The organism is Tumebacillus sp. BK434, from assembly GCF_004340785.1.
In the GTDB taxonomy this organism is placed as follows: Bacteria; Bacillota; Bacilli; order Tumebacillales; family Tumebacillaceae; genus Tumebacillus_A.
This window is the reverse complement of the sequence record NZ_SLXS01000004.1, coordinates 354,990-377,031: the sequence shown is the minus strand read 5'-3', so window position 1 is coordinate 377,031 and position 22,042 is coordinate 354,990. Positions and strand designations below refer to the sequence as shown.

Below are 22,042 nucleotides of genomic sequence, written 5' to 3'. Positions count from 1 at the left end.
TTCATGCGCATTTCGTCATGCGTTTCCCAGACGCCAAAAACCCCGGTTTTTACCGGGGTCTTGTTTACGCTTTTTATTTCGAAACCGGGTTGTTCTCGTTCTTCTTCAGCTCGCGGCGCAGGATCTTTCCCGTGGTGTTCTTCGGAAGCTCTTCCAGAATGAACACTTCCTTCGGCACCTTGTAGGCGGTCAGCACCGCTTCGCAGTGTGCGATCAGGTCGGCTTCGGTCGAAGCGTCTTCCTGTTTCAGCGCGACGAATGCGCGGACTTTCTCGCCGTAGTTGGCATCCGGCACGCCGACGACAGCCGCTTCCCGCACGTTTGGGTGGCGGAACAGGACTTCTTCCACTTCGCGCGGGTAGACGTTGAACCCGCCGACGATGATCATGTCCTTCTTGCGGTCGACGATCGAGAAGTAGCCTTCCTCGTCCACCGTTGCCATGTCGCCCGTATACAGCCAGCCGTCACGCAGCGCCAGCGCCGACTCTTCCGGACGCTTCAGGTAGCCGACCATCACGTTGTCGCCGCGGCAGATCAGCTCGCCGACCACGCCCGGCCCAACATCATTGCCGTTCTCATCGACCACGCGCGCTTCCACGCCCGGGATCACGACGCCGATCGTGCCCGGCTTGCGCGGACGGTCGAGCGGGTTGAAGGTGACGACCGGAGACGCTTCGGACAGCCCGTAGCCTTCCGATACGATCACGCCAAACTTCTGTTCAAACGCTTCCAATACTGCCACCGGCATCGCCGCGCCACCGGAGATCGCCAAGTTGAGCGACTTCAGCTCATCCGCCTGTACCTCCGGATGCTGCACGAGGAAGTTGAACATCGTCGGCACCCCTGCAAACATCGTCGCCTGATGCGCCTGAATCGCTTTCGCCGTCTCGGTCGGCGAGAAGCGCGGCATGACCAGAATCGTCGCCCCGCGGTACAGCGGCGCGTTGAGGCAGACCGTCATGCAGAACACGTGGAACATCGGCAGCACGGCGACCACCATGTCTGCTGCGCTCATGTTCAGGAAGTCGCCGATGTTGTTTGCGTTCGAGCACAGGTTCTGATGTGACAGCAGAGCGCCCTTCGGCTGGCCCGTCGTGCCCGACGTGTACAGAATCACCGCGATATCGTCAGGCGTCGCCTCGACAGTCGGCACCTCGCCGCCGCTGTTCAGCACCTCACCAAACGCCGATACGCCTTCCATCTCCAGCTCCGCGCCGACCAGAATCACCGCTTTGCACGTCGGCAGCATCTGCAGCACTAAGGGAGCCAGCGGGGCCATCTGTCCGACGGCGATGACAGCTTGTACACCGCAGTCGGCGAGGATGAACTGGATCTCGCCCGGCGTATACAGCGGGTTGATCGGCACCGCCACCGCGCCCAGACGCACGATCGCATAATAGGCGATCACAAATTCCGGCGAGTTGCCGAGCAGCAAAGCGACGTTCGAGCCTTTGCCGATGCCGAGCTTGGCCAGGCCGGCCGCAAAACGGTCAACATCTGCGTTCAAATCGCGGTACGAGATCTTCTGATCCAGATAAAGCAGTGCGGTCACATCCGGCGTTTTCTCTGCAGTTTGCCGCAAATTCGTACTCAAATTCACAGGGATCACCTCTTCGCCTCAAGATTTCCAACCAAACAGTCGGTCGATTCTGGGTAGTACCTGCCGCAAAACTTGCGCGACAGGCACGAGACACGATCAGCGATGTTTAAATTTCGGTTCACGCTTTTCCAAAAACGCATTGCAGCCTTCCACAATGTCTTCCGTCTGGAATACCTCATCCAGCAGTTCCGCTTCGTACAGCACTCCGCTCGTCAGGTCCATCTCAAGCCCCTTATCGACCGCTTTCTTGATCCGCGAAAGCGCTGTCAAGGTCCGCGTCGCCAGCACGTTTGCCATGTCCAGCGCGCTGGTCAGGACTTTGTCGTCCGGGACGACCTTATTGACCAAACCGATCTGCCATGCTTCCTGAGCGGTGATCGGGTCGCCGATGAACATCAGTTCCTTGGCTCTCCCTTCGCCGACCAGACGCGGCAACCGCTGTGTTCCGCCCGCGCCCGGAAACAATCCGAGCTTGATCTCCGGCAAGCCCAGCTTCACACTTTCGCCGGCGATGCGAATGTCACACGCCATCGCCAGTTCCAGTCCGCCGCCAAGCGTCACGCCATTTAAGGCAGCTATCGTCGGTTTGGGCAAGAAGTCCAGCCGGTTATAGGTGTGGAAATGCTCAAGCGCCATCTTCTTCGCTTCCCCGCGCGCCATCTTGGAGGGGAACTCCTTGATGTCCGCGCCGGCGATAAACGCGCGTCCGGCACCTGTGACGATCAACACCACCACTTCTTCGTCATGCTCGACCTCGGTCACGCATTCGCGAATTTCCAGGCCGACTCTTTCACTGAGCACGTTCAAGGGCGGATTGTCGATCGTCAAAATGGCAATCCCGTTTTCTTTCGTCAAGCGGGTGAATGCTCGAACACTCATCTCGTGCAGTGCCTCCTACACGCCGTCCCCATAATAACGGCGTTATAATGACTTCTACACTACCGATATGAGTTCCTTCCGGTTTTTATACTAGGGAGTCATATTTTCTAACTTTTCTTTCGATTAGTGTTCCAGCGCATGAAATAGATGATGAGAAAGACAAAAGCTGCAAGCACAGCGGCCCCAAAAGATACCTGAACTGCCAGATTTACCCCAAACCGACCGTACAGCCAGTACGTCAGCTCCCCCAAACCTACGACCGGGACTGCAAGCAGCCACGTCGGCACCGCCTTTTCATTCATGACACCCTGTCATCCTTTGCAGAAAAAGTTATAGTTTCTGATTATTATTTTCTGACAATCTTTCGACAATGACAAGCTCTTTTCGCAAGGAAAGTTCTGTGGATTTGGCTTTACAGGGTCTGGGTTAAGACTTATAATCCGTATATGGATACTTGGAATTAAAATTCGAGTTGAGTTGACCGAGAAGGAGTGAGTCCAGTTGGCACTGAACAAAGAAGAACAACTGAAACTGGAAAAAGACGGCTTAGATGTCCTTCACGATATTCACCGCTACGCCAAAGAAGGGTTCGAAGCGATCGATCCGGGCGATTTTATCCGTTTTAAATGGTATGGCATCTATCAGCAAAAGCCGAAGACCGATCCGTACTTCATGATGCGCGTGAAAATTCCGGGCGGCATGCTGACCTATGAACAGGCGGTCGTCGTGGCGGAGCTCGGCAACAAGTTCGGCCGCGGCCTCGTCGATGTGACCACCCGGCAGGCGATTCAGTATCATTGGCTGCAGATCCAAGACATGCCGGAGATCTTCGACCGTCTGGCCGCAGTGGGCATGTCGCCGATCCAGGCGTGCGGCGATGTCGTGCGCAACGTCATCTCCTCCCCGGTGGCCGGTCTTGATGCGAAAGAGCTGTTTGACGTGCGCGACCTCGTGTGGGCGGTGGAGCAGAAGTTCCTCAGCAACAAGGAATACTCCAACCTGCCGCGCAAGTTCAAAATCTCGATCGCAGCCGACCCGCGCGACCTCGGCCACCCGGAGATCAACGACCTCGCGCTGGTGCCGGCACGCCTCGGCGATGAAGTCGGCTACCACATCCTCGTCGGCGGCGGCCTGTCTGCCAAGCCGCACATGGCGCAGAACCTGAACATCTTCGTGCGCCAGGAAGAAGCGCTTGAAGTGATCGAAGGCGTGGTGAAAGTCTACCGCGAGCACGGCTATCGCGAGAAGCGCAACCATGCCCGCATCAAGTTCCTCGTCGCCGACTGGGGCGCAGAAAAATTCTGCGACGAGCTGGAAGCAACGCTTGGCAAGACCTACACCCGCGGTGGCCAGCGCGTGCAGGAAGACTGGAACGGCGCATACCTCTACGGGGTGCACAAGCAGAAGCAGGACGGCCTGAACTTCGTCGGCCTGTCGCTGCCGGTCGGCCGCATCACCGCCGACATCCTGCTCGAGTTCGCCCGCGTGGCGAAGCAATACGGCAATGGCGACCTGCGCACCACCAACACGCAAAACATCATCATTCCGAACGTGCCGGATGCCAACGTGGACGCGCTGCTGCAAGAGCCGATCCTCGCGCAGTTCACGGCAACTCCGCCAGCGTTTGTCGGCCATGCGGTCTCCTGCACCGGCAACGAGTTCTGCAACCTGGCGCTCGTCGAAACCAAAGTGCGCATGAAAGGCATCGCCGAATACCTCGACGCGACCTTCCCGGACTTTGGCGCGCCGATCCGCCTGCACGTCAACGGCTGCCCCAACCAGTGCGGCCAGCAGGCGATCGCCGACATCGGCCTCGCCGGCGCGCTCGTGCGCCGCGACGGCAAGATGGTCGACGCCTTTGACGTCTCGATCGGCGGCGGCTTGGGCGCAGGCGCGACGTTCAACCGCAAAGTCGCCCTGAAAGTCCCGGGCGATCAAGTGCAGTACACGATCGAAAACATCGTGCGCTACTACACCGAGCACCGTCTGGCAGGCGAATCGTTCCGCGAATTCGCAGGCCGCGTGGCCGATGAAGAATTGAAAGCTTATCTGGAAGCGGCAGCAGCAGTCTAAGCCCGCCCTTCCCTGCTGAAAACGGCCCTCCCTGCGGAGCGGCCGTTTTTTTGTTACAATAACACCGAGGTGAGCACATGATTCGGATCGTAGCCGTAACCAAGCAGCACGAGCTGCTGAACAACCTGACCCTGCAAGATCTGCACCGCGCGGACCTCGCCTGGTACTGGGTCGATTTTTCCACGCCGACCCAAAGCGAAGGGCTGCTGCTGCGCGACCATTTCCAGTTCCACCCGCTGGCGGTGGAAGACTGTTTTCATTTTTTGCAGCGACCGAAGATCGACCATTTTGACGATTATCACTTCTTTGTGCTGCACGCCTTGAATCAGATGACGCTCAATTCGGAAGAGATCGACCTGTTTGTCGGGCCAAACTTTCTCGTCTCGTTTCATATGACCAACCTGCGCGAAGTGGAAACGGTCTGGGCCCGGGTGCAGACCGACGAGAAGACGCATCAGCGCGGGCCGAATTTCATCTCCTATCTGATCATCGATACCATTGTGGACAACTACTTCCCCGCCGTGCAGCAGCTGGAAGATCAGCTCGACGTGCTGGAGGACAAGACGCGCCAACAGTCGACCCGCTCGCTGATGGATCAGGTCTTCGAGATCCGCACCGACCTGCTGGCGCTGCGCCGGACGATCGTGCCGACGCGGGATCTGCTGTACCGGGTCTTAAATGCGGAGCAGTTGGAGTCCTTACGTCCGCAGCGCGTGTATTTCAGCGACATCTACGACCACCTGCTCAAGCTGGCCGAGATGATCGATTCCAACCGCGAGCTGACGGCCGACATTCGCGACTCGTATATGTCGCTTTCTTCGAACCGAATGAACTCGGTGATGATGATCCTGACGGCGATCACGACGATCTTCATGCCGCTGACGCTGCTGACCGGCATCTACGGGATGAACTTCGACTTCATGCCAGGTCTGCATGAGCAAAATGGGTTCATGATCATGATCATCACGATGCTCGGCATCGGGGTCGGCCTGTTCCTGTTCTTCCGCAGCAAAGGCTGGTTCGACTGAGCACTCAGAGCAACACAAAAATCCCCCTCACGCACACTACCTCATCGGTAGCTTTTGTCAGGGGGATTCTGTCGATTCCACGAACACAGGGTGGCGCGCTGGCTCCGGGCCATCGCGCCATCGACTACAGCATCCGCTTTTGCGCGAAGAGGAAGTCGGTCAGCTCGTTTTTCAATTTCTCCAGCTTCTCGTTCTCCTTCTTGGTCGCCTTGTACAGATGCTTGTTCTTACCAACGCCGAGCTTTTCCAGTTCGGTGCCGGTCTCAGACCAGCGCTGGGCTTGACGTTTGAGTTTGGACATCTCGCGCTGGTTCTCGATGATCGAGTGCTGCAGCGCTGTGTGGATCTGCTGAATCTGGTCGGTCGACAGCTTCAGCGTCCAGTGATCCTCGTCGATCGGTGTGATCTGCAGGTCAACCACATACTCCTTCTTGCCGTCCGGCAACAGCGGATTGACCCACTTCTCCTCATTCTTCAGGTCATCAGACATCCTGGACACCTCCCTTTAAAAAACTCCCTCCAATACTTGTTGGAGGGAGTCATGTGCGATCTTACTCTTCGTCCCAGTCTTCGAAGTCTTCTTCGTTCAGGCCGAGGTTCTTGCCGGATTTCTTTTGGTAGTCGAGCAGAGCTGCTTTCAGCGCTTCCTCTGCCAGTACCGAACAGTGCATTTTCACCGGCGGCAGGCCGTCCAGTGCGTCTGCGATCGCACGGTTGGTCAGGTCCAGCGCTTCGGAGATGGTCTTGCCCTTGATCATTTCGGTGGACATCGACGAAGTTGCGATCGCCGCGCCGCAGCCGAACGTCTTAAATGTTACATCTTCGATCATGTTGGTTGCATCGTCGATCTTCAGGTACATCTTCATGATGTCCCCGCACTTCATGTTGCCGACTTCGCCAACACCGGATGCGTCTTCGATTTCACCTACGTTGCGCGGGTTGGTGAAATGGTCGATTACTTTATCGCTGTACATAGTAGAATTCCTCCTCAGGATTGGTTTTGAAAAGCGGGTGTTACGTGATCGGCAGACCCTTTTGGAAACGCTCCCACACCGGCGACATCGCGCGCAGGCGGTCTGCGATCGGCTTGAGCTGCTCGATCACATAATCGATATCTTCTTCCGTGGTCGACTTGCCCAGGGACAGGCGCAGCGAACCGTGTGCGGTGGTGTGGGTCAGACCCATCGCCATCAGCACGTGCGACGGATCGAGCGAGCCGGAGGTGCAAGCAGAACCGGAAGAAGCTGCGAAGCCCTTCATGTCGCAGGAGAGCAGGAGCGCTTCCCCTTCGATGTACTCGATCGAAACGTTGACGTTATGCGGCAGACGGCCTTCGCGCGGACCGTTCAGGCGCGTCTCTTCGATGTTGTTCAGGATGCCGTCGATCAGCTTGTCGCGCAGGACGGACAGGCGAGCAGACTCTTCTGCCATCTCAGCAACAGCCAGCTCGATCGCGACAGACAGAGCGACGATGTTCGCTACGTTTTCGGTGCCCGGGCGCAGTTTGCGCTCTTGACCGCCACCGTAGTACAGCGGCTGGGTGCGAACGCCGCGGCGCATGTACAGCACGCCGATGCCTTTCGGACCGTAGATCTTGTGGCCGGACAGGGCGAGGAAGTCGCAGTTGATCGCCTTGACGTCAACCGGGATCTTGCCGACCGTTTGCACGGCGTCGGTGTGGAACAGGATCTTGCGCTCACGGCAGATCGCGCCGATCTCTTCCACCGGCATGATCGTGCCGACTTCGTTGTTGCCGTGCATGATCGACACCAGCACGGTGTCATCGCGCAGCGCGTTCTTGAAATCTTCTACCGACACGCGGCCTTCCGCGTCCACCGGCAGATAGGTGACCTCGAAGCCTTCCTTCTCCAGCGCCTTGAACGCATCCAACACAGCATGGTGCTCGACGACGGAGGTGATCAGGTGGTTGCCTTTTTTCTTGTTCGCACGCGCGCCGCCAACGATCGCCAGGTTGTCAGCTTCGGTGCCGGAACCGGTGAAGACGATCTCTTTCGGGTCGGCGTTGATCGCCTTGGCTACCTTCTCGCGCGCTTCTTCCATCAGTTTGCGCGCCGGGCGTCCAAATTGGTGGATGGACGACGGGTTGCCGTATACCTCTTTGTAGACATGCATCATCGCATCGAGTACTTCTTGGCGGACCGGAGTGGTCGCCGCATGGTCCAGATAGACTTTACGCAAAACTGTCATCTCCTTCACGACTATGTGTGACTGTGGTTGCTGTTTCTCTTACTCGGCAGATTGCTTCTGCGTATAGAGTTTGGCGCTGCCTGTGACGATATCATAGAGCGTGATGTCGTCCAGCACGGCAACCATCGTATCTCGCAATTTCTCCCAGACGACCTTGGTCGTGCAATACTCGGTCTTCGAGCAGCAAAGCTCTGCGTCCTCCTCGGAGGAGTGCAGACACTCAACCGGCGCAATTTCGCCTTCCAGCACTTTTACGACCTGGCCGACGTTGATCTCCTCGGGGGCCCGGCCCAGCCGGTAACCTCCGCGGGCACCGCGTACACTGGTGACAAGCCCCGCCTTGCGAAGTTCTACGAAGATCTGCTCCAGATACTGCTCTGGAATCTCTTCGGCAGAAGCGATCTGCTTAATCGGCGTAGGACCTCCGTCCGCTTTTTGCGCGAGGTAGGTCATGGCCATCAAGCCGTAGTGACCGCGCGAAGAAAGCTTCAATGTACGCACCTCCTTAGACAAGCAGATATCCGCTTACGCATACCCTCTGTAATCTTGACTGTTTAGGTCAGGAATATGTGCAAAAACAAATCAGGACTTCGTCGAGCGATAATCCTGATTGATTTGATCAACATTATTATAGGCATGGGGCCGACACGATGTCAAGGCTTCCCACCCCCATTTTGCACCGCTCAAGACTCGTCTTTTTTCCGGTTGTCGATGATGACAGGGGCGGCCACGACGGGTGCCTGTCCGGTGCGGTTTTCATAGCGCATCAGCTTTTCCACCGCCGGTTCGGCGAGCAGGTCGATCTCGCGCTGAATCTTGCGCGCCAGATCAAAACGGCCTTGCCCTTCCAGAAACTTGCCGATTTCCCACAGGTCGTTGTAGCGTTCGATCTCCTCGCGTCCCAACAGCCCGCGCACTTGTACGCTGATCGGTCTCATTCAAGCATCCCGCCTTTCGCTTCCAGTGAAAACAGATCGAGCTGGTCGGTGATGAGCGGCGCCCGCTTCACCGGCTGCCCGAGCAGTTCCATCATATCAAACGCATTTTGCACCGCATAGTTGGAAAAGTTGTTGTTCATCAGCACGTGCACGCGCTGCGCCTGCCCGGACAGCTGCTGAATCTTCGGCACCCACTCCGCCAGCTCCTCCTGCCGGTAGTGGTAGCGAAACCGCTCGCCGGCATGCTTGGCGTCTTTGATGTACCAGGTCTCCTCGTTGCGTCCGTGAAAGCGCAAGAGCGCAAGCGACGGTTCTGTCACTTCTGCCACCGCCGGGATCGAAGCGTCGCCGATCTGCGGCTCATCGACGATCGTGTTGACGATCTCTTCGCCGCGCAGAAACTGCAGCGTCTTCGCCCGCATCTCGCCTTCGAACCACGAGCGGTGGCGAAACTCCACCGCCAGGGTCAGGTCGTGGAAATAATCCCGGCAGACGCGCAGATAATCGACATGTTCCCGATTCAGCACGAACCACGGCGGCAATTGAAACAGCAGCGCCCCGAGCTTCCCCGACTCCACCATCGGCTGGATCGCCTGCCGAAACTGCGGAAACAGCTCCGCCCGCTCCTTCGGCCCCCGCGACCGCTCGTGGCCGGTCATGCCCTTAAACGCTTTCATATTAAACGTAAAGCCGGGCCCGGTCGTCGCAGCCCAGCGCTCCACATACTTCGGATTGGGAATGGCGTAAAAGCTGGAATCCACTTCGACCAGCGGAAAATACCGCGCATAGTATTCCAGCCGTTCATTTGGCTTGACCCGTTTCGGATAAAAATCTTCATGGTCGCCCCACGCACACGTCCCGCACAGCACGGTGGCCACAGCCGTCACCTCCCTGCCTGCATTATAGTGGAAAAAGGGGCCGGGGCTCAACCCGACATCTGCTGCATTTCGCGCATCAGGGACCACTGTTCGCGCGCCATGCGCACGTACTTCGGCAGCGCCTGTTTGTCGCTGATCACCTGATTAAAATATTGGATCGCTTCCTTCTGCTCGCCCATGCGGCGGTGCAGTTCGCCGAGCAGATAGGTCATCCGCCCGTCGGTGTCGATCGTGCGGTCATTTTCATACGCATAGGTGTAAAAATCGAGCGCATCGCGCAAAAAGCGCTCTTCCTGCCCGTGTTCCCCCAGCTCCCGGTACAGCCACGCCACCTGCAGGCAGAGGCCGCCGACGGTGCGCTCCGGCTCGTCCATGAACTGCGCGCAGAACACGGCGAGCTTAAACGAGACCACAGCTTCCATGATCGAGCGCAGGCTGCCGTACTCGCGGGGGACCCAGCGCGAAACAACATGCTGGCGGTAACGTTCGCGCTTATACGCCGTAATCTTCGGTTTTGTCTTGTCCAGAAACGCATATCCGCACTGGCCGCAGACATTGACCGCATAGTAATTTGGATTCACATCTCTATAGATCGCGTAGAAGTCACCTTCCACCTTTTGGGTTTTTACGTGTTTGGATAGGACTTTTTTCGTGGTATAGACATGAGTACATAGCGGGCACGTAATCTTCCGGTCATAGAACGCATCTGCCAAAAACATGACGATATCATCCCCACTCATAAAAATTAGGACTTATGTCCCTATAGTCTCATGAATGGCAGCTTTCGACAATATACTCTTCTCGTTGACGTGCGGCAGGGAATTGTTTTCTGTACAGAGATCGCGTATAATGAGAACAAATGTTCGTTATCGTAATATTGTACTCGTCCGCAGTCACACTTTATGTATAGGGAGCGATCGAATCGTATGAACCGTGGAAACAAGCTTTGGGAAGGTCACCGCATGATTCTGCCTGAACACCGCACCCGTCTGTTGGAACGGGAGACGCAGCCGTACTCGGCGCCGGTCATGACCGAAGACATGCAGGAGGAGATCGAAATTCGGGTTCAGGAAGCGATGATGCACCGCAAAGCGCTGCGATTTGTCGTCGGCGAGTCGGACGGCGAGCACACCGTGGAAGGCCGCGTCGTCGCCTACAAGCCGGATACGCGAAGCTTGCAGATCTGCAACGAATGGGGCAAGTTTCTGCTCCCGATCCAAAACATCGTGCGCGTACTTTAAGCCACACATACCAAGCGGCCTGCCGAGTCACCGGCAGGCCGCTTTTTCCCGTTTTTATTCAGTTACCGGCTTGTGCGCGGCAAATCCATACAGCATCGCTACCGACGCCTGCAGCACCCAGTTCGCCGCGAGCAGTTCCACCGCCAGAGGAGGCACTTGCGGCGGGTACCAGCCTTCCTGCGTCTGGATCGCCAGCCCCGCTTCCTCCAGCAGGCGCGACAGCTCCCACGGCATCAGCATGTTATGCGGCACCGCCTCGCCATACAGCCGCCGGAATGCCGACTGCCGCGGCCGCGTGTACGGGCCCAGCGTCACGGCAACGATAATGCCGCCCGGCTTGACCACGCGCGCCATCTCGCGGACGATGCCGGCCGGATTGGCCGACCACTCCAGCGACGTGCAGGCGAACACCGCGTCAAACGAATCATCGGCGAACGGCAGCGGGTCGCATTCGCTCACACAGCACTCCACCCCGCGCCCACGCGCCAGTTCCGCCATCGCGGGCGACTGCTCCACGCCGACTGCCGCATAGCCCCGTTCCAAGAGCCGCCGCGTGCTGACCCCCGTCGCGCAGCCCACGTCCAGCACACGCCCTGTCTCTGGCACCATCCGGCAGAAAAACTCCAGCACCGCCCGCCGCGGCCCTTGCTCCCAATCCCGTTCCGTCCCGGCTTCCCATTCCTCCGCATGCCCGTTCCAAAATTCCACACTGCCCGTTGCGTCTGCCATGATCTTCCTCCGTTCTTTTCCCCGTATTCTCTCTCATGTTATACTAGCAACGACAGTCTTTGAAAGGAGTAGATTCCCGATGAACCAAAAGCTCGTCCGCACCATCTCCCTCGTCCTCGCGATCGCAATGCTAGTCTCGCTCCTCTATTCGATCACCTACAGCCTGCTGTAAGAGCAGTGTGATAAAAGCAAAACCGCCTGCCCTGAGAAGGGACAGGCGGTTTTTTTATCGTAGATTAAACAGTTGACCCAACAAGATAATCGCGAGAATCAAACCTGTAAACGTGAGCAGTATTTTCAGTGCGTACCAAAGTCTCGCTCGCACATCAACTCGTTGAGAGGGTGAAGATTTTAGATAAAGAACGATGTACCCACTTGTAAAAAGTATTCCAAACAGGATAAACGATCCAACTAATACAGTCTTTATCACTTCTCTCGGGAACTCAAGATACATCAGCACTAACGTTGCCGCCAATCCGAAGAACATCAGAATGGACGAAGAGCTTAACAAGTAATAACGTGACTCACCCTTGATCGCCTGATAGAGGACATATCCTCCACAAAGGACGCAGGTACCAATGATAATAGACGCAACCAGCATTCGTTACTTTCCTCCCTTCTGCCTTCCCCTTACCACGTAACACCGAACGTCCCCATTACCTTTCGTGCACCATTAGAGAAAGTCAAGTTCGGATTGTATGTGGTGACGGCCGTATAGGCGACAGCAACGACGACTCCGGCAGCAACCGCTGCGGCAACTGGAGTTAGGAACGTGAATACCGTAGCCGCCACGACCATTGAGATCCCAGCTACCGCCACATTGTTGATCACACTGTCAAGAAAATTGAAATTAGCCTTATCTGCAGCAAACAGATAGTCTAGTCCAATCCCTAAACCAATCCCTGTGCCGGAAACGGCGCCTACCGCTTTTTTCACGACATTTTTGGGGATATACTGCCTTTTGCTCATTGCAAAGTCCATACTCTTATATGCCCAAGTCTTCGTCTTTTTCAACGATTCATCTTTCGCAGCCGCCCACCCTGCACCAACCGCTGGGGTTACTTTGCTCCCCAAATTGGTTGCTACAGCTCCCCATGAAGTAGAATTAGATGAAGTATTGGTGCTGGGAGCGACATACCGTTTTTCACTGGAAGAAACATTGCTGCATGCCGCAATTTCGTCTGCCGGGCAACTGATGAGACCGCTCGGGTCAACAAAAGCAACCGGATTGTTTTCCGCATAAGCAAAACTGTTTAATCCATGCTGATCTCCCACGCGTACTGTCACTGGATCCTTTGAAAGGAATCGCCCAATTACCGGATCATACATGCGAGCTTTCAGATCATATTTCTTGATCGTACTATTATACCAGTAACCTGCATAGCGGTACGGGTTTAACTTTCCGATGTTCACACTGTTGTCCAGTGACACCTCATGGTTCCCCCATGCATCGGTGTACTTATACTCGGCCACTTTTTTACCGGAAGCATCCGTGAGGAACATCACATTGCCATTTTTGTCATAGTGGTACCAGTATTGGTTGCCTTTAAACGTGATAAACACTGGACGGTCATCCTGATCATACGTGAATCGGAACGTATCGACCGGTGTACCGCTGCTGTCAAATTTCTTATAATAAGCCACCAAGTCTCCATCATAGTGGAACTCATCTCTCGAACCATCTTGATACGAGATTTCAGTAAGACGGCCAAACGCATCGTAATAGAAGAGAGTGGTATTGTCCGTTTTCAACTCTTTTGCCAAAGAAATTTTATTTAGCGCGTTCCACCGATACTCAAACGTGCCGTCATTGATCACGTTACCGTCCTTGTCATATTGGTACAGCTTGTCCCCAGCCTGCACCAGACGATTCTTCTCAGCATTGTAAACGTAATTAGTCTCCGCCCCGTTGACGGTCATCTTGGTACGGTTGCCTAACACATCATAGGCATACCCAATCGTCTGTTGATCGGAATGGGTCTCTTGCAGCAGTTGCCCTTCCGAATCATAGACATAATCAACCGACTTAATAGCACCGTTTTCATCTTGTTTGACATTGGTCACCTGACCTAATTTGTCATACTGATAATTGACTTTATAAAGCGGTGCACCATACTGTTCCATGACGATTTCAGTGAGACGTCCTGCAAAATCTCGTTCATAATAAGAAACTGTACTGTTACTGTGATACACCTTTCTTTTCTTTCCGGATTCGTCAAACAGGAACCATGATTCATGACCGCCATCCTTCAAACCTTTCGGTTTGCCGGTGCTGTCATAGAGATACTCGGTGGTCCATTCACTTCCGTCCTTATGGTGTACAACAGCCTTGGAACGGCGTCCTGCATCATCGAAGCTGTTCGCAACATAAGAGGATGCCGTCGGTTCGGCAACTTTGGTCACCCGATTCATGTTGTCATATGACAAAGTGGTTTTCCCTGTGTCATCGCCATAGCTTGTCAAGTTGCCATTAAAGTCGTACGTAAATTGATACGTGAGAGGATTGATAGAATGGTAATCGCCAACCGTCAAACTCTTGACTCGCCCAGCCATGTCAAAATCTAAATCGTTAAATCTTCCGTCAGGAGTTTGGATCAATGACATACGGCCCACTTCATCCGACTGATACACCCACGTATTGCGGTTGGTAGTCCCACTCTGGGATACTTTTTCAGTGTACGATTTGATAGTATTCAACTCACTGAAAGTGAACTCGATCGGTTTTTCACCGTTCGGGTCAGTGATCGACTTCAAGTTTCCGTTTGCGTCATATTCGTAGCTAAACGTTTTGTTCACTTTGGCATTTCCAAGTTGCCCTTGGTACGGGAAAGTGTACGTTTTGATGCGTCCCGTAACATCATAGTTGTACGAGAAACGATGATTCATCGGATTCAATACCGACTTAACCTGCCCGTTGTTTTGATCGACTTCAAAGTCAGTTCGGTTATCGAGCGGGTCGACCATATTCCAAGGATAGTTGCCATTGTAATTGAATTCGGTTGCGAACTTCCCTTCCTGCAAACGCACATTGTCAAAATAAGCTTTGCCAGAGCCCGATTTTACCCGCAAGCCCACCTTGATCATTGCCGCTTTGGGGGATTGCGGAATACCGCCGGTAAAGGACTCCGGGTAGACGACCAGACTGACGCGCTTCCAGTTCGAGGTTCCGGTTATCGGAGTCGTCTCTACGATCCCGCCAAGATCATTTCCGTTGCTGTCGTAGCCTTTTATGAAAATAGTGGCTTCTGAAGTAAGATTCGCCGTTTTGATATAGCCGACTACTGTGTACGGGTTACCGTTTGTCGGAACTTCCTCATCATTGAGTTTCAACTCCATGACATCGCCCGTTTTCGCCGTTACTTCCAACGCTTTCTCCCCGGTATAGACGTCGCCCTCCGACACTCCGACCATTCGCACCTGTTTCTCAAAGTCTCTGCGTAACGACTCTTTTTCAGGCGGCACGCTGACATACCAGCCATCCGGTAGACCCGTGTTATCATAATCATACTCAAAGGAAGTGTTGCCGATATAGTTATACTGCGAGATCGTCGAGGAAGTAGTATTCAGTTTGCTCAACTTCACCTCGTCAAACAAAGCATAAGAGCCGTTCGGCATCTTGCTGAAAATCAATTTGATACCTACATGAGTAAAATCAACAGGGGCTACGACCACCTGGGATCTTTGTTGCCATCCGCTGACCGTCTTTGTAAACGGAATCGAAACCTTTGCCGGTTCGCTGTAAATATCAGGTTTGTAAAACACGAGCTGCATTTCCCAAGCGCCTGTCGAAGCAGCCGCACCAACCTGTTTTGACCAGCCGCTCAAATTGAGTTTGGTGCCTTTGCTACCCAGCATGATCAGATTTTGCTCCACGTATTTCTCAACCGCCGGGTCGCCGTTGATCTTTTCAGAAGCGATCCCTTGTATCTTATCCGCGTAGTAAATCGAGATGCCCGGCGGATTCGTAACATACGGATACCACCCGTCGGCCAGATTCGTTTTGTCAAAATCATGATCGAAGCCGGAGTTGACATTAAGAATGTTGTCCGTACGCCCCGTTCCGCCCTCAAAGATCAAGTTGTCAAACCACGCCTCACCAACACCGCCACTATTTTCTTTTGCAAACACTTCAAGCTCAGCAGTCGTTGCCCCTTCCGGCGCTTCAAGTAAGGTGGATTTTTTCATCCATTCACCAGCAGTTCCTTCAGCCTTGGTATACAGGAGACCCGTTTGTTTGGACAATACGGTGGCACCGTTTTTAAAAGTGACCCGCAGTTCAGCCGCTGTGTTCACCCCCGCCTTGATACCGCCACTGATACTGTACGTCATCTTCGATGAGACCGGGATTGGATATTTCATGAAACTGTATGCTCCATCCGTACCTACTGCCTTCAAATGCAAGGACTTGTATCCACCTAATTTAGTGGACCTGTCCACTTCAATCACTTCGCCCGCCTGCAATACAGGGAATGACCAATCATACGGAACCGTGTCGGAACCTCTATCATGTTCAAAACCACTGTTTGAGACATAGTTCTCCGCAAGACTCAACGGAGCAGTGATTGAAGTCAGGTTTCCATAACTGTCATAACCCCGCATCACCGTATTGCCTACACTGTCAGTAGAGTCGAGGGGATTGTTGTTGCTATCGTACGAAATCCCGTTGACGCTGTTCATCGGGTCTTTGTAATTGATTAAATTGTTGCTCGTATCATAATTAAAAAGCGTCTCTTTGCCGTCCGGCGTTGTTATCTTTTGCGGTTGTCCGCTTTCCGTATAGGTCATTCGAGTCGTGTGTTTCGTTTCTTCATCAACTTTCAAATGGTTAGGTGCCTTCATCTCAACAAGCCAGTTGTTTGTCGACCAAGTGTAAACGGTCGTAGCTCGTTCTGTACCGCTAATAATAACTTCCTTCTTCGTCAAGTTACCGTTGTCATTCACGTGATAACGGGTCTCAGCGCAATAATTGGGATCATTATTGGTCGTGCCGCATTTTTTAAATTTGGCGGTTACAATTCGGGGAGTAACGGAGGTGTCATAGGTATATGTCTTTACGACATCAACACCGTTAATCTTTTTTGATACCTCTGTAAGTCGATCGTAAATATCATACGTAAACACTGTACTGTTGCCGTTTGGATCTGTGATCGACTTTAGTCGACGGTTGGTCGTATCTGCCTGGCCTTGGTCATACGTATAGCGAGTAGTTATCGTCTGTGTGCCCGCAGCATCGGACAATGTAACAGAGGCTAATGCCCCACCTTGGGTGCTGTCATAGCCGTAAGTTGTTTTCCGTCCGCTCGGTTCGGTCACTGTACTAACCTTACCACCAGTTCGTTGAACAGTTGTCAATCGACCGGACGCATCTTTGATTGTTAACATAGTCCAGTTGGAATCATTCGAATTATACGTGTACGTTGTTGTCTGCCGATTCGAGTCGGTGATCTTTCGCAACATCTTGTAGGTACGATCAAAGTAATACACAATGTTATCCGGGGTAGAAATTTCCCAGTACTCATTGCCGCGATTTAACGCAAGTGAAACACCTGCGGGTGGTACATAGGAGTCCTCAGGACTGTGCGAGCGGTTAAACACATGACGAGTCCCGGTATTATCAAGGAACGCAACAGAGCCAAACAACTCCCAGACACGCATATCAAGATCGGACAGCCAGTTTGGTCCGAACATGCCCTTCTCTGTCGTTTGACGACTGTTATAGCTTCTGTTGAGCGACACAACCACACCACGCCCTGGAATCGAGACATCCGTCTCACTCAAATACAAATTTCCTTTGAACGGACTGACTCCGTCTTCTGTATACTCCCAGAAATGGTTCGTCCCTTCAGGGTCGACCCAGTACTCCATCGTCAAGACCGGACGGTACGCAGCGCTGGTGTTGTCGTTAGCCGTAAAGCCTACGTTTTCCTGCGTCCCTGCCGTCAGTTGGAGCCCCCAGTTGTCTAATTTGCCTTCGTACCATTTTTTCACAGCGGACGTGATGTTAAATTCGCTCCAGCCCGCAGCAGCAATGCCTTTCGTGGTCACCTTTTGCCCTACGGACGGGCGCGTGTTCCACGTGATCGCAGAGGCCGGCCACCAGCCGGAGGTCACTTCGTAAACATCGACGTTGGTTGTCGTGGTCTTCGTCAGGTAGTTATACAGCTTCATCTTTGCATCCGTCACGCGCGACCCGTCCGGCAAGCCTGGCAGCGGGAAAAGGATGTAGGATTGCGTCTCGCCATAGGAGGTCGTGTTACCGACATACATGTGCGATGCAGTGTTGTACGCGATAGTCGGGTTATTGCGGGAAGCGAACGTGTCGGAGATGCGAGTCTCGTCCATCATCGTCATGTCGGCCGTCGGGTCGATCACGACTGGGAACTCGCGCTCTGGCGCTTGCAGCCACGCCTGATCCGCTTTCAGTTCAAGCAGCAGTTTGTCGCCTTGTTGGCGAATCGTTTGCGTCACGCTGTCAGAATGTTCTTTTACATTGTCACTTTGCGGCAAATCGCCGCTTTCAAACATAAACGGCTTAGGGAACTCAAATGCAAACTTCGAAGTGTCCGCATATTGGATTTCGATCGAGCCATCTTCTTTTGCAACATATTTCAAGTTGTTCAGCTTCAGCTCAAACAGATAAACAGAGGGAGCGTCTGCTTTTTTCAGAACGAGTTCTTCTTTGACCACGTCCGACTCAACCGTATAGACAAGGTCGGTTTGTTGAAACGCGTTGGTGTAGGTGATCATGTTATCTTTCACTACACCCGCCCCATTGCCGATTCCGAGCGGAAGCAGCTCCATGGAGGCATTTTCCAAGTTCAGTTGCATGATCGAGCCCGTGTTGGCGCCGCCTGCGAACTGTGCATCAAAACGGTTGGCTTTGTTTTTGTATCCGAAGCCTTTTTTGTTAGACAGGACAAGCGAGTTGTCGATGTCCAGCCACTTTTTCGTGCCTTTGTCTTGATAGAACATGCTGTTTTTGCTAACTTCAACTTCGAAGTAGCCGTCATCTTTGAGGAAATGTTTAGAATTGGCAGAACGCCATTCGGGGATTTCCACCTTCTGCCCTTTAGTCGGGCGGTCGGGGAACTTTTTCTTCGGCAGTTCTTTCGGTATGGCTGCTTCTGCAGTGTCGGTACCAGTAAACAGACTCAACACCGAGTAAGGCGCCATCGGTGCCAGAACAAGTGCAAGAGTAAGAAGAGGAATGAGGACATAGCGAATCAATCGAAATTTGTAAATTATATTCACAAAAATCTCCTTCCCAAACATTGTTTGAAAAACCTTCACAAGCATATCGAAATAATTGTGAAGATTAAACGAACGCATTTTGGGAATACAGGAGATAATAGCCTAACAGGAAAATGATTTCCAAGTGTTCTAATATCATTCCCCCCTACAGCTTCTTGTATAAAAAAATTTTACATACGCTGCTTTTGCTTCAACTGGTTCTGGCAACCCCAATCCCCCCCAACCCACCTCCCAGCCACTCATTTTGCCAATCTTCACAATCTCCCAACCCTTTTTTACAAGACGTATACCCGCCCTCCAAAACGCCTGCCTGCTTTTCCCTTACGCTAGAAGAGACAAAACTTTGGAGGGATGGACTTACATGGAAAACATGAACCGTCGTAAATTTTTATCCTATCTCGGCACCGGCACCGTGGCGCTGGCTGCGGCGTCTTCCGGCCTTGGCGTATTGACCGGGCAAAAAGCGCAGGCGGCGACGGCCGACCATCTGTTTGGATTTAAGACGAATAAAGTATCCGGCTATTTCAATCCGATCCAACACTCCACCGAAGATAAACTGCTCCTCCCGAAAGGCTTCCAATATACAGTCGTCGCCGCATACGGCGATGTGATCAACGCGGCCGGCGACACGTTCGGCTACAACAACGACTACACCGCGTTCTTCCCGATCAACGGCCGCAATTCTGACAAAGGCCTGCTCTGGGTCAACCATGAATACACCAATCCGATCTGGGTCGAAGGCCCGGCTGGCCAAGGCGGCTACAGTGCCGACCAACTCAAAAAGCTGCTCTACAACCAAGGCGGATCGATCATCGAAGTCTACCGCGATGGCGACGGCGCTTGGAAAATGGACAAGAACTCCCAATATGCCCGCCGCATCACCGGTCTCACCCCGTTCCAGCTGACCGGCCCGGCCAAGGGGGCGAAAGCGGTCGGCGGTGCCTCCACCGTGCAAGGCACGTTCGCCAACTGCTCCGGCGGCGTCACGCTCTGGCACACCGTGCTCTCCTGTGAAGAGAACTTCGAAAGCACCGCCGAAGCGGCCAAGCTCAACCCGACTCACTACGGCTGGGTGATCGAAGTCGACCCGTTCAATCCGCAATGGGCGGTCCGCAAGCACACCGCGCTCGGCCGCTTCCACCACGAGAACTCCGCGATGGGCCTCGCTGCCGACGGCCGCGTTGTCGTCTACATGGGCGATGATGAAAAAGACGCCTGCGTCTACAAATACATCTCCAAAGGCAAGTTCGACGCGTCCAAAGACAAAGCCAACTCCGCGCTGCTCGAAGACGGCACCCTCTACGCGGCCAACTTCAAAAAAGGCGCCTGGGTCGCGCTGACCCTCGACGCCGTGCAAAAAGCGCTGAACACACAAGGCTTCAAAGTGCCGTCGCTGATCTCCAAAACGGCCGACCAGCTCAAAGCGCAGTTCCAAACCCAAGCGGACGTGCTCGTCTACGCCAGCGAAGCAGCCCTGATCCTCGGCGGGACTCCGACCGACCGCCCGGAGGACGTGGAGATCTCGCCGTTCGACAACACGATCTTCATCGCCCACACCAACAACGACAACCATGGCAACATCCACGGTCACATCACGCGCTTCTTCGAGAAGGATAACGACCTCGGCGCGCTGGAATTCGACTTCGAGATCTTCGCAGCGGGCGGCCGTCAATCCGGCTTCTCGGCGCCGGACAACCTGACTTTCGACAGCAACGGCAACCTCTGGACGGTCACCGACATCTCCGGCTCCTCGCTGAACAAAGGCGTGCACACCCACTTCGGCAACAACGGTCTCTATGTCATCCCGACCGTCGGCAAAAATGCAGGCGAAGCGATGCAGTTCGCCTCCGCTCCGGTCGAATCGGAACTGACCGGCCCGTCCTTCACGCCCGATGAGACCACCCTGTTCCTGTCGGTACAGCATCCGGGCGAGCAGACCAAAGAGGTCAACAAGCCGACCTCGATGTGGCCGCACCGCAAAGGCGACTCCCAGCCACGCCCGGCGGTCGTCGCGATCACCGGATTCAAACTGTAGGAGGCTGATCCCATATGCTCACCAACATCGGCATCCCCGGCCTGATTTTGATCATCGTCCTCGCCCTGATCGTCTTCGGCCCGTCCAAACTCCCCGAGCTCGGCCGCGCGTTCGGCAAAACGCTCTCCGAGTTCAAAACGGCCACCCGCGGTCTCGTCGGCGGCGGCGATGACGACGACAAGGAGAAAAAAGAAAAGCTCGCGTAACCGCAATAAGACCCTGTCATCCGACAGGGTCTTATTTGTACAAAGCACCAAACGACAGACCGATCAAAAGACCAAATCCGACGACGTCGACAACGCCCGTTCCGAATGTTTTCAAGACGATCAGCAGGACAGCAATCGCCACTACCCCGATGACCAGACTGAGCCCGGCTTTTTGTTTGAATTTCACTGCTGCCTGCCCTCCTCCTGTGTTGATTGCCTTTTCTAGGGTGCCCAAAACAAAAAAGACCCTGTCACCTTCCGACAGAGCCTTTTTTACTGGAGCTTATTGAGTTTTCCCATCCTGCGCCTTCTTCTGCTCATGCAGACGAATCCGGCGCGCGACCTGCTCGTAATACTCATCCGTATTTTTCTCGCCGTCTTCCCACTCCGGATCATCGCGGTACCGCTGTTCCAGCCACGGATCGGCATAGAGATGATAGCCGCGCTCCTCCCAGAAGCCCGGTACATCCTCAGCGACGAATTCGATCCCGCGCACCCATTTCGCGCTCTTCCAGAAGTACAGATGCGGCACGACCAGCCGCAGCGGCCAGCCATGATTCGGCGTCAGCGGCTCCCCGTCATGGGAATGAGCGAACAGCACATCGTCCATCAGCAGGTCGGTCAGCGGGAGGTTGGTCGTCCAGCCTTCCTCCGCATGGATCACCACAAACTTCGCTTCCGGCTGCACTTTGACCAGGTGCATCACATCGCGAAACGACACGCCGTCCCACGTGTTATCCAAGCGCGACCAGGTCGTCACACAGTGGATATCCGACTTCGAGCGGTACGCCGGCAGTGCGTTCAACTCGTCCCAGTTCAGCACCTTCTCCTCTTCCACAAGACCAAAAATGCGAAACTCCCACGTATCCAAATCGATCTGCGGCACCGTCCCGGCGTGCAGCACCGGCCACTTCTCGGTCAACGTCTGCCCCGGCGGCACGCGGTCCTTGCTGTCTTTCGAATTCATCCTCGTCTC

Annotated in this window: 19 protein-coding genes; 5 read left to right on the top strand and 14 right to left on the bottom strand. The window is 54.3% G+C overall.

Annotated elements, in window-relative coordinates; genetic code table 11:
• Positions 1–73 precede the first annotated feature (73 nt).
• From EV586_RS13065 to EV586_RS13055, 3 genes are all read right to left on the bottom strand, one after another.
• The gene (locus EV586_RS13065; RefSeq protein ID WP_132945558.1) at positions 74–1,600 is read right to left on the bottom strand and encodes a long-chain-fatty-acid--CoA ligase; all 1,527 of its coding nucleotides are present in this window, start codon (positions 1,598–1,600) and stop codon (positions 74–76) included.
• A 96-nt stretch (positions 1,601–1,696) separates the two neighbouring features.
• On the bottom strand, positions 1,697–2,479 hold the full coding sequence (locus EV586_RS13060; RefSeq protein WP_132945557.1) for an enoyl-CoA hydratase/isomerase family protein: 783 nt from the start codon (positions 2,477–2,479) through the stop codon (positions 1,697–1,699).
• A 107-nt stretch (positions 2,480–2,586) separates the two neighbouring features.
• On the bottom strand, positions 2,587–2,781 hold the full coding sequence (locus EV586_RS13055; RefSeq protein ID WP_132945556.1) for a hypothetical protein: 195 nt from the start codon (positions 2,779–2,781) through the stop codon (positions 2,587–2,589).
• Between the two features lie 199 nt (positions 2,782–2,980).
• On the opposite strand from EV586_RS13055, the gene EV586_RS13050 reads away from it, so the two are divergent.
• Complete coding sequence (locus EV586_RS13050; protein ID WP_132945555.1) at positions 2,981–4,552, top strand: nitrite/sulfite reductase; 1,572 nt, start codon at positions 2,981–2,983, stop codon at positions 4,550–4,552.
• Between the two features lie 77 nt (positions 4,553–4,629).
• Entirely contained in the window at positions 4,630–5,580 is a 951-nt protein-coding gene (gene corA / locus EV586_RS13045; protein WP_132945554.1) for a magnesium/cobalt transporter CorA, read from the top strand.
• A 124-nt stretch (positions 5,581–5,704) separates the two neighbouring features.
• Here the strand turns inward: corA and EV586_RS13040 are convergent, their stop codons facing one another.
• The 7 genes from EV586_RS13040 to EV586_RS13010 all read right to left on the bottom strand — a co-directional run bounded on the left by EV586_RS13040 (position 5,705) and on the right by EV586_RS13010 (position 10,323).
• Entirely contained in the window at positions 5,705–6,070 is a 366-nt protein-coding gene (locus EV586_RS13040) for a hypothetical protein (RefSeq protein WP_132945553.1), read from the bottom strand.
• A 61-nt stretch (positions 6,071–6,131) separates the two neighbouring features.
• Positions 6,132–6,554 carry a Fe-S cluster assembly scaffold protein NifU gene (nifU, locus tag EV586_RS13035; RefSeq protein ID WP_132945552.1) on the bottom strand — a complete coding sequence of 141 codons (423 nt, stop codon included), beginning with the start codon at positions 6,552–6,554 and terminating at the stop codon, positions 6,132–6,134.
• A gap of 40 nt (positions 6,555–6,594) precedes the next feature.
• Positions 6,595–7,779 (bottom strand): cysteine desulfurase NifS, encoded by a 1,185-nt coding sequence (gene nifS, locus EV586_RS13030; protein ID WP_132945551.1) that lies wholly within the window; start codon positions 7,777–7,779, stop codon positions 6,595–6,597.
• Between the two features lie 48 nt (positions 7,780–7,827).
• Positions 7,828–8,280 (bottom strand): RrF2 family transcriptional regulator, encoded by a 453-nt coding sequence (locus tag EV586_RS13025; protein ID WP_132945550.1) that lies wholly within the window; start codon positions 8,278–8,280, stop codon positions 7,828–7,830.
• Positions 8,281–8,471: 191 nt separating this feature from the next.
• Positions 8,472–8,726, bottom strand: a complete 255-nt coding sequence (locus tag EV586_RS13020; protein WP_132945549.1) for a hypothetical protein — start codon at positions 8,724–8,726, stop codon at positions 8,472–8,474.
• Positions 8,723–9,604, bottom strand: coding sequence for a DUF72 domain-containing protein (locus tag EV586_RS13015; protein ID WP_132945548.1), 882 nt, complete (start codon positions 9,602–9,604; stop codon positions 8,723–8,725). The genes EV586_RS13020 and EV586_RS13015 overlap by 4 nt, the downstream gene beginning before the upstream one ends.
• Positions 9,605–9,651: 47 nt before the next feature.
• The gene (locus EV586_RS13010) at positions 9,652–10,323 is read right to left on the bottom strand and encodes a DUF2225 domain-containing protein (protein WP_165898586.1); all 672 of its coding nucleotides are present in this window, start codon (positions 10,321–10,323) and stop codon (positions 9,652–9,654) included.
• A gap of 207 nt (positions 10,324–10,530) precedes the next feature.
• Between EV586_RS13010 and EV586_RS13005 the strand changes: the two genes are divergently transcribed.
• Positions 10,531–10,845, top strand: coding sequence for a YolD-like family protein (locus tag EV586_RS13005; RefSeq protein ID WP_165898585.1), 315 nt, complete (start codon positions 10,531–10,533; stop codon positions 10,843–10,845).
• A 54-nt stretch (positions 10,846–10,899) separates the two neighbouring features.
• Here EV586_RS13005 and EV586_RS13000 read toward each other — a convergent pair whose 3' ends face one another.
• A complete protein-coding gene (locus tag EV586_RS13000) occupies positions 10,900–11,574 on the bottom strand; it encodes a class I SAM-dependent methyltransferase (protein WP_132945545.1) in 675 nt (224 codons plus the stop codon).
• A 630-nt stretch (positions 11,575–12,204) separates the two neighbouring features.
• A complete protein-coding gene (locus EV586_RS12995; RefSeq protein ID WP_165898584.1) occupies positions 12,205–18,846 on the bottom strand; it encodes a DNRLRE domain-containing protein in 6,642 nt (2,213 codons plus the stop codon).
• A 340-nt stretch (positions 18,847–19,186) separates the two neighbouring features.
• On the opposite strand from EV586_RS12995, the gene EV586_RS12990 reads away from it, so the two are divergent.
• Both EV586_RS12990 and tatA read left to right on the top strand, forming a co-directional pair.
• Positions 19,187–20,860, top strand: coding sequence for a PhoX family protein (locus tag EV586_RS12990; protein ID WP_132945543.1), 1,674 nt, complete (start codon positions 19,187–19,189; stop codon positions 20,858–20,860).
• 14 nt (positions 20,861–20,874) lie between these two features.
• Positions 20,875–21,066, top strand: a complete 192-nt coding sequence (tatA, locus tag EV586_RS12985) for a twin-arginine translocase TatA/TatE family subunit (RefSeq protein WP_132945542.1) — start codon at positions 20,875–20,877, stop codon at positions 21,064–21,066.
• Positions 21,067–21,097: 31 nt separating this feature from the next.
• Here the strand turns inward: tatA and EV586_RS21170 are convergent, their stop codons facing one another.
• Positions 21,098–21,253 (bottom strand): hypothetical protein, encoded by a 156-nt coding sequence (locus tag EV586_RS21170; RefSeq protein ID WP_165898583.1) that lies wholly within the window; start codon positions 21,251–21,253, stop codon positions 21,098–21,100.
• Between the two features lie 96 nt (positions 21,254–21,349).
• The gene (locus tag EV586_RS12980) at positions 21,350–22,033 is read right to left on the bottom strand and encodes a sulfite oxidase-like oxidoreductase (protein WP_132945541.1); all 684 of its coding nucleotides are present in this window, start codon (positions 22,031–22,033) and stop codon (positions 21,350–21,352) included.
• Positions 22,034–22,042 lie beyond the last annotated feature (9 nt).

Excerpts from the sequence above, each read along its gene's own strand:
- EV586_RS13020 (WP_132945549.1), bottom strand. The coding sequence starts at position 8,726 with ATGAGACCGATCAGCGTACAAGTGCGCGGGCTGTTGGGACGCGAGGAG.
- EV586_RS13000 (WP_132945545.1), bottom strand. The coding sequence starts at position 11,574 with ATGGCAGACGCAACGGGCAGTGTGGAATTTTGGAACGGGCATGCGGAG.
- tatA (WP_132945542.1), top strand. The coding sequence starts at position 20,875 with ATGCTCACCAACATCGGCATCCCCGGCCTGATTTTGATCATCGTCCTC.
- nifU (WP_132945552.1), bottom strand. The coding sequence starts at position 6,554 with ATGTACAGCGATAAAGTAATCGACCATTTCACCAACCCGCGCAACGTA.
- EV586_RS12990 (WP_132945543.1), top strand. The coding sequence starts at position 19,187 with ATGGAAAACATGAACCGTCGTAAATTTTTATCCTATCTCGGCACCGGC.
- EV586_RS12980 (WP_132945541.1), bottom strand. The coding sequence starts at position 22,033 with ATGAATTCGAAAGACAGCAAGGACCGCGTGCCGCCGGGGCAGACGTTG.
- EV586_RS13010 (WP_165898586.1), bottom strand. The coding sequence starts at position 10,323 with ATGTTTTTGGCAGATGCGTTCTATGACCGGAAGATTACGTGCCCGCTA.
- EV586_RS13060 (WP_132945557.1), bottom strand. The coding sequence starts at position 2,479 with ATGAGTGTTCGAGCATTCACCCGCTTGACGAAAGAAAACGGGATTGCC.
- EV586_RS13040 (WP_132945553.1), bottom strand. The coding sequence starts at position 6,070 with ATGTCTGATGACCTGAAGAATGAGGAGAAGTGGGTCAATCCGCTGTTG.
- corA (WP_132945554.1), top strand. The coding sequence starts at position 4,630 with ATGATTCGGATCGTAGCCGTAACCAAGCAGCACGAGCTGCTGAACAAC.
- EV586_RS12995 (WP_165898584.1), bottom strand. The coding sequence starts at position 18,846 with ATGTTTGGGAAGGAGATTTTTGTGAATATAATTTACAAATTTCGATTG.
- EV586_RS13005 (WP_165898585.1), top strand. The coding sequence starts at position 10,531 with ATGAACCGTGGAAACAAGCTTTGGGAAGGTCACCGCATGATTCTGCCT.
- EV586_RS13055 (WP_132945556.1), bottom strand. The coding sequence starts at position 2,781 with ATGAATGAAAAGGCGGTGCCGACGTGGCTGCTTGCAGTCCCGGTCGTA.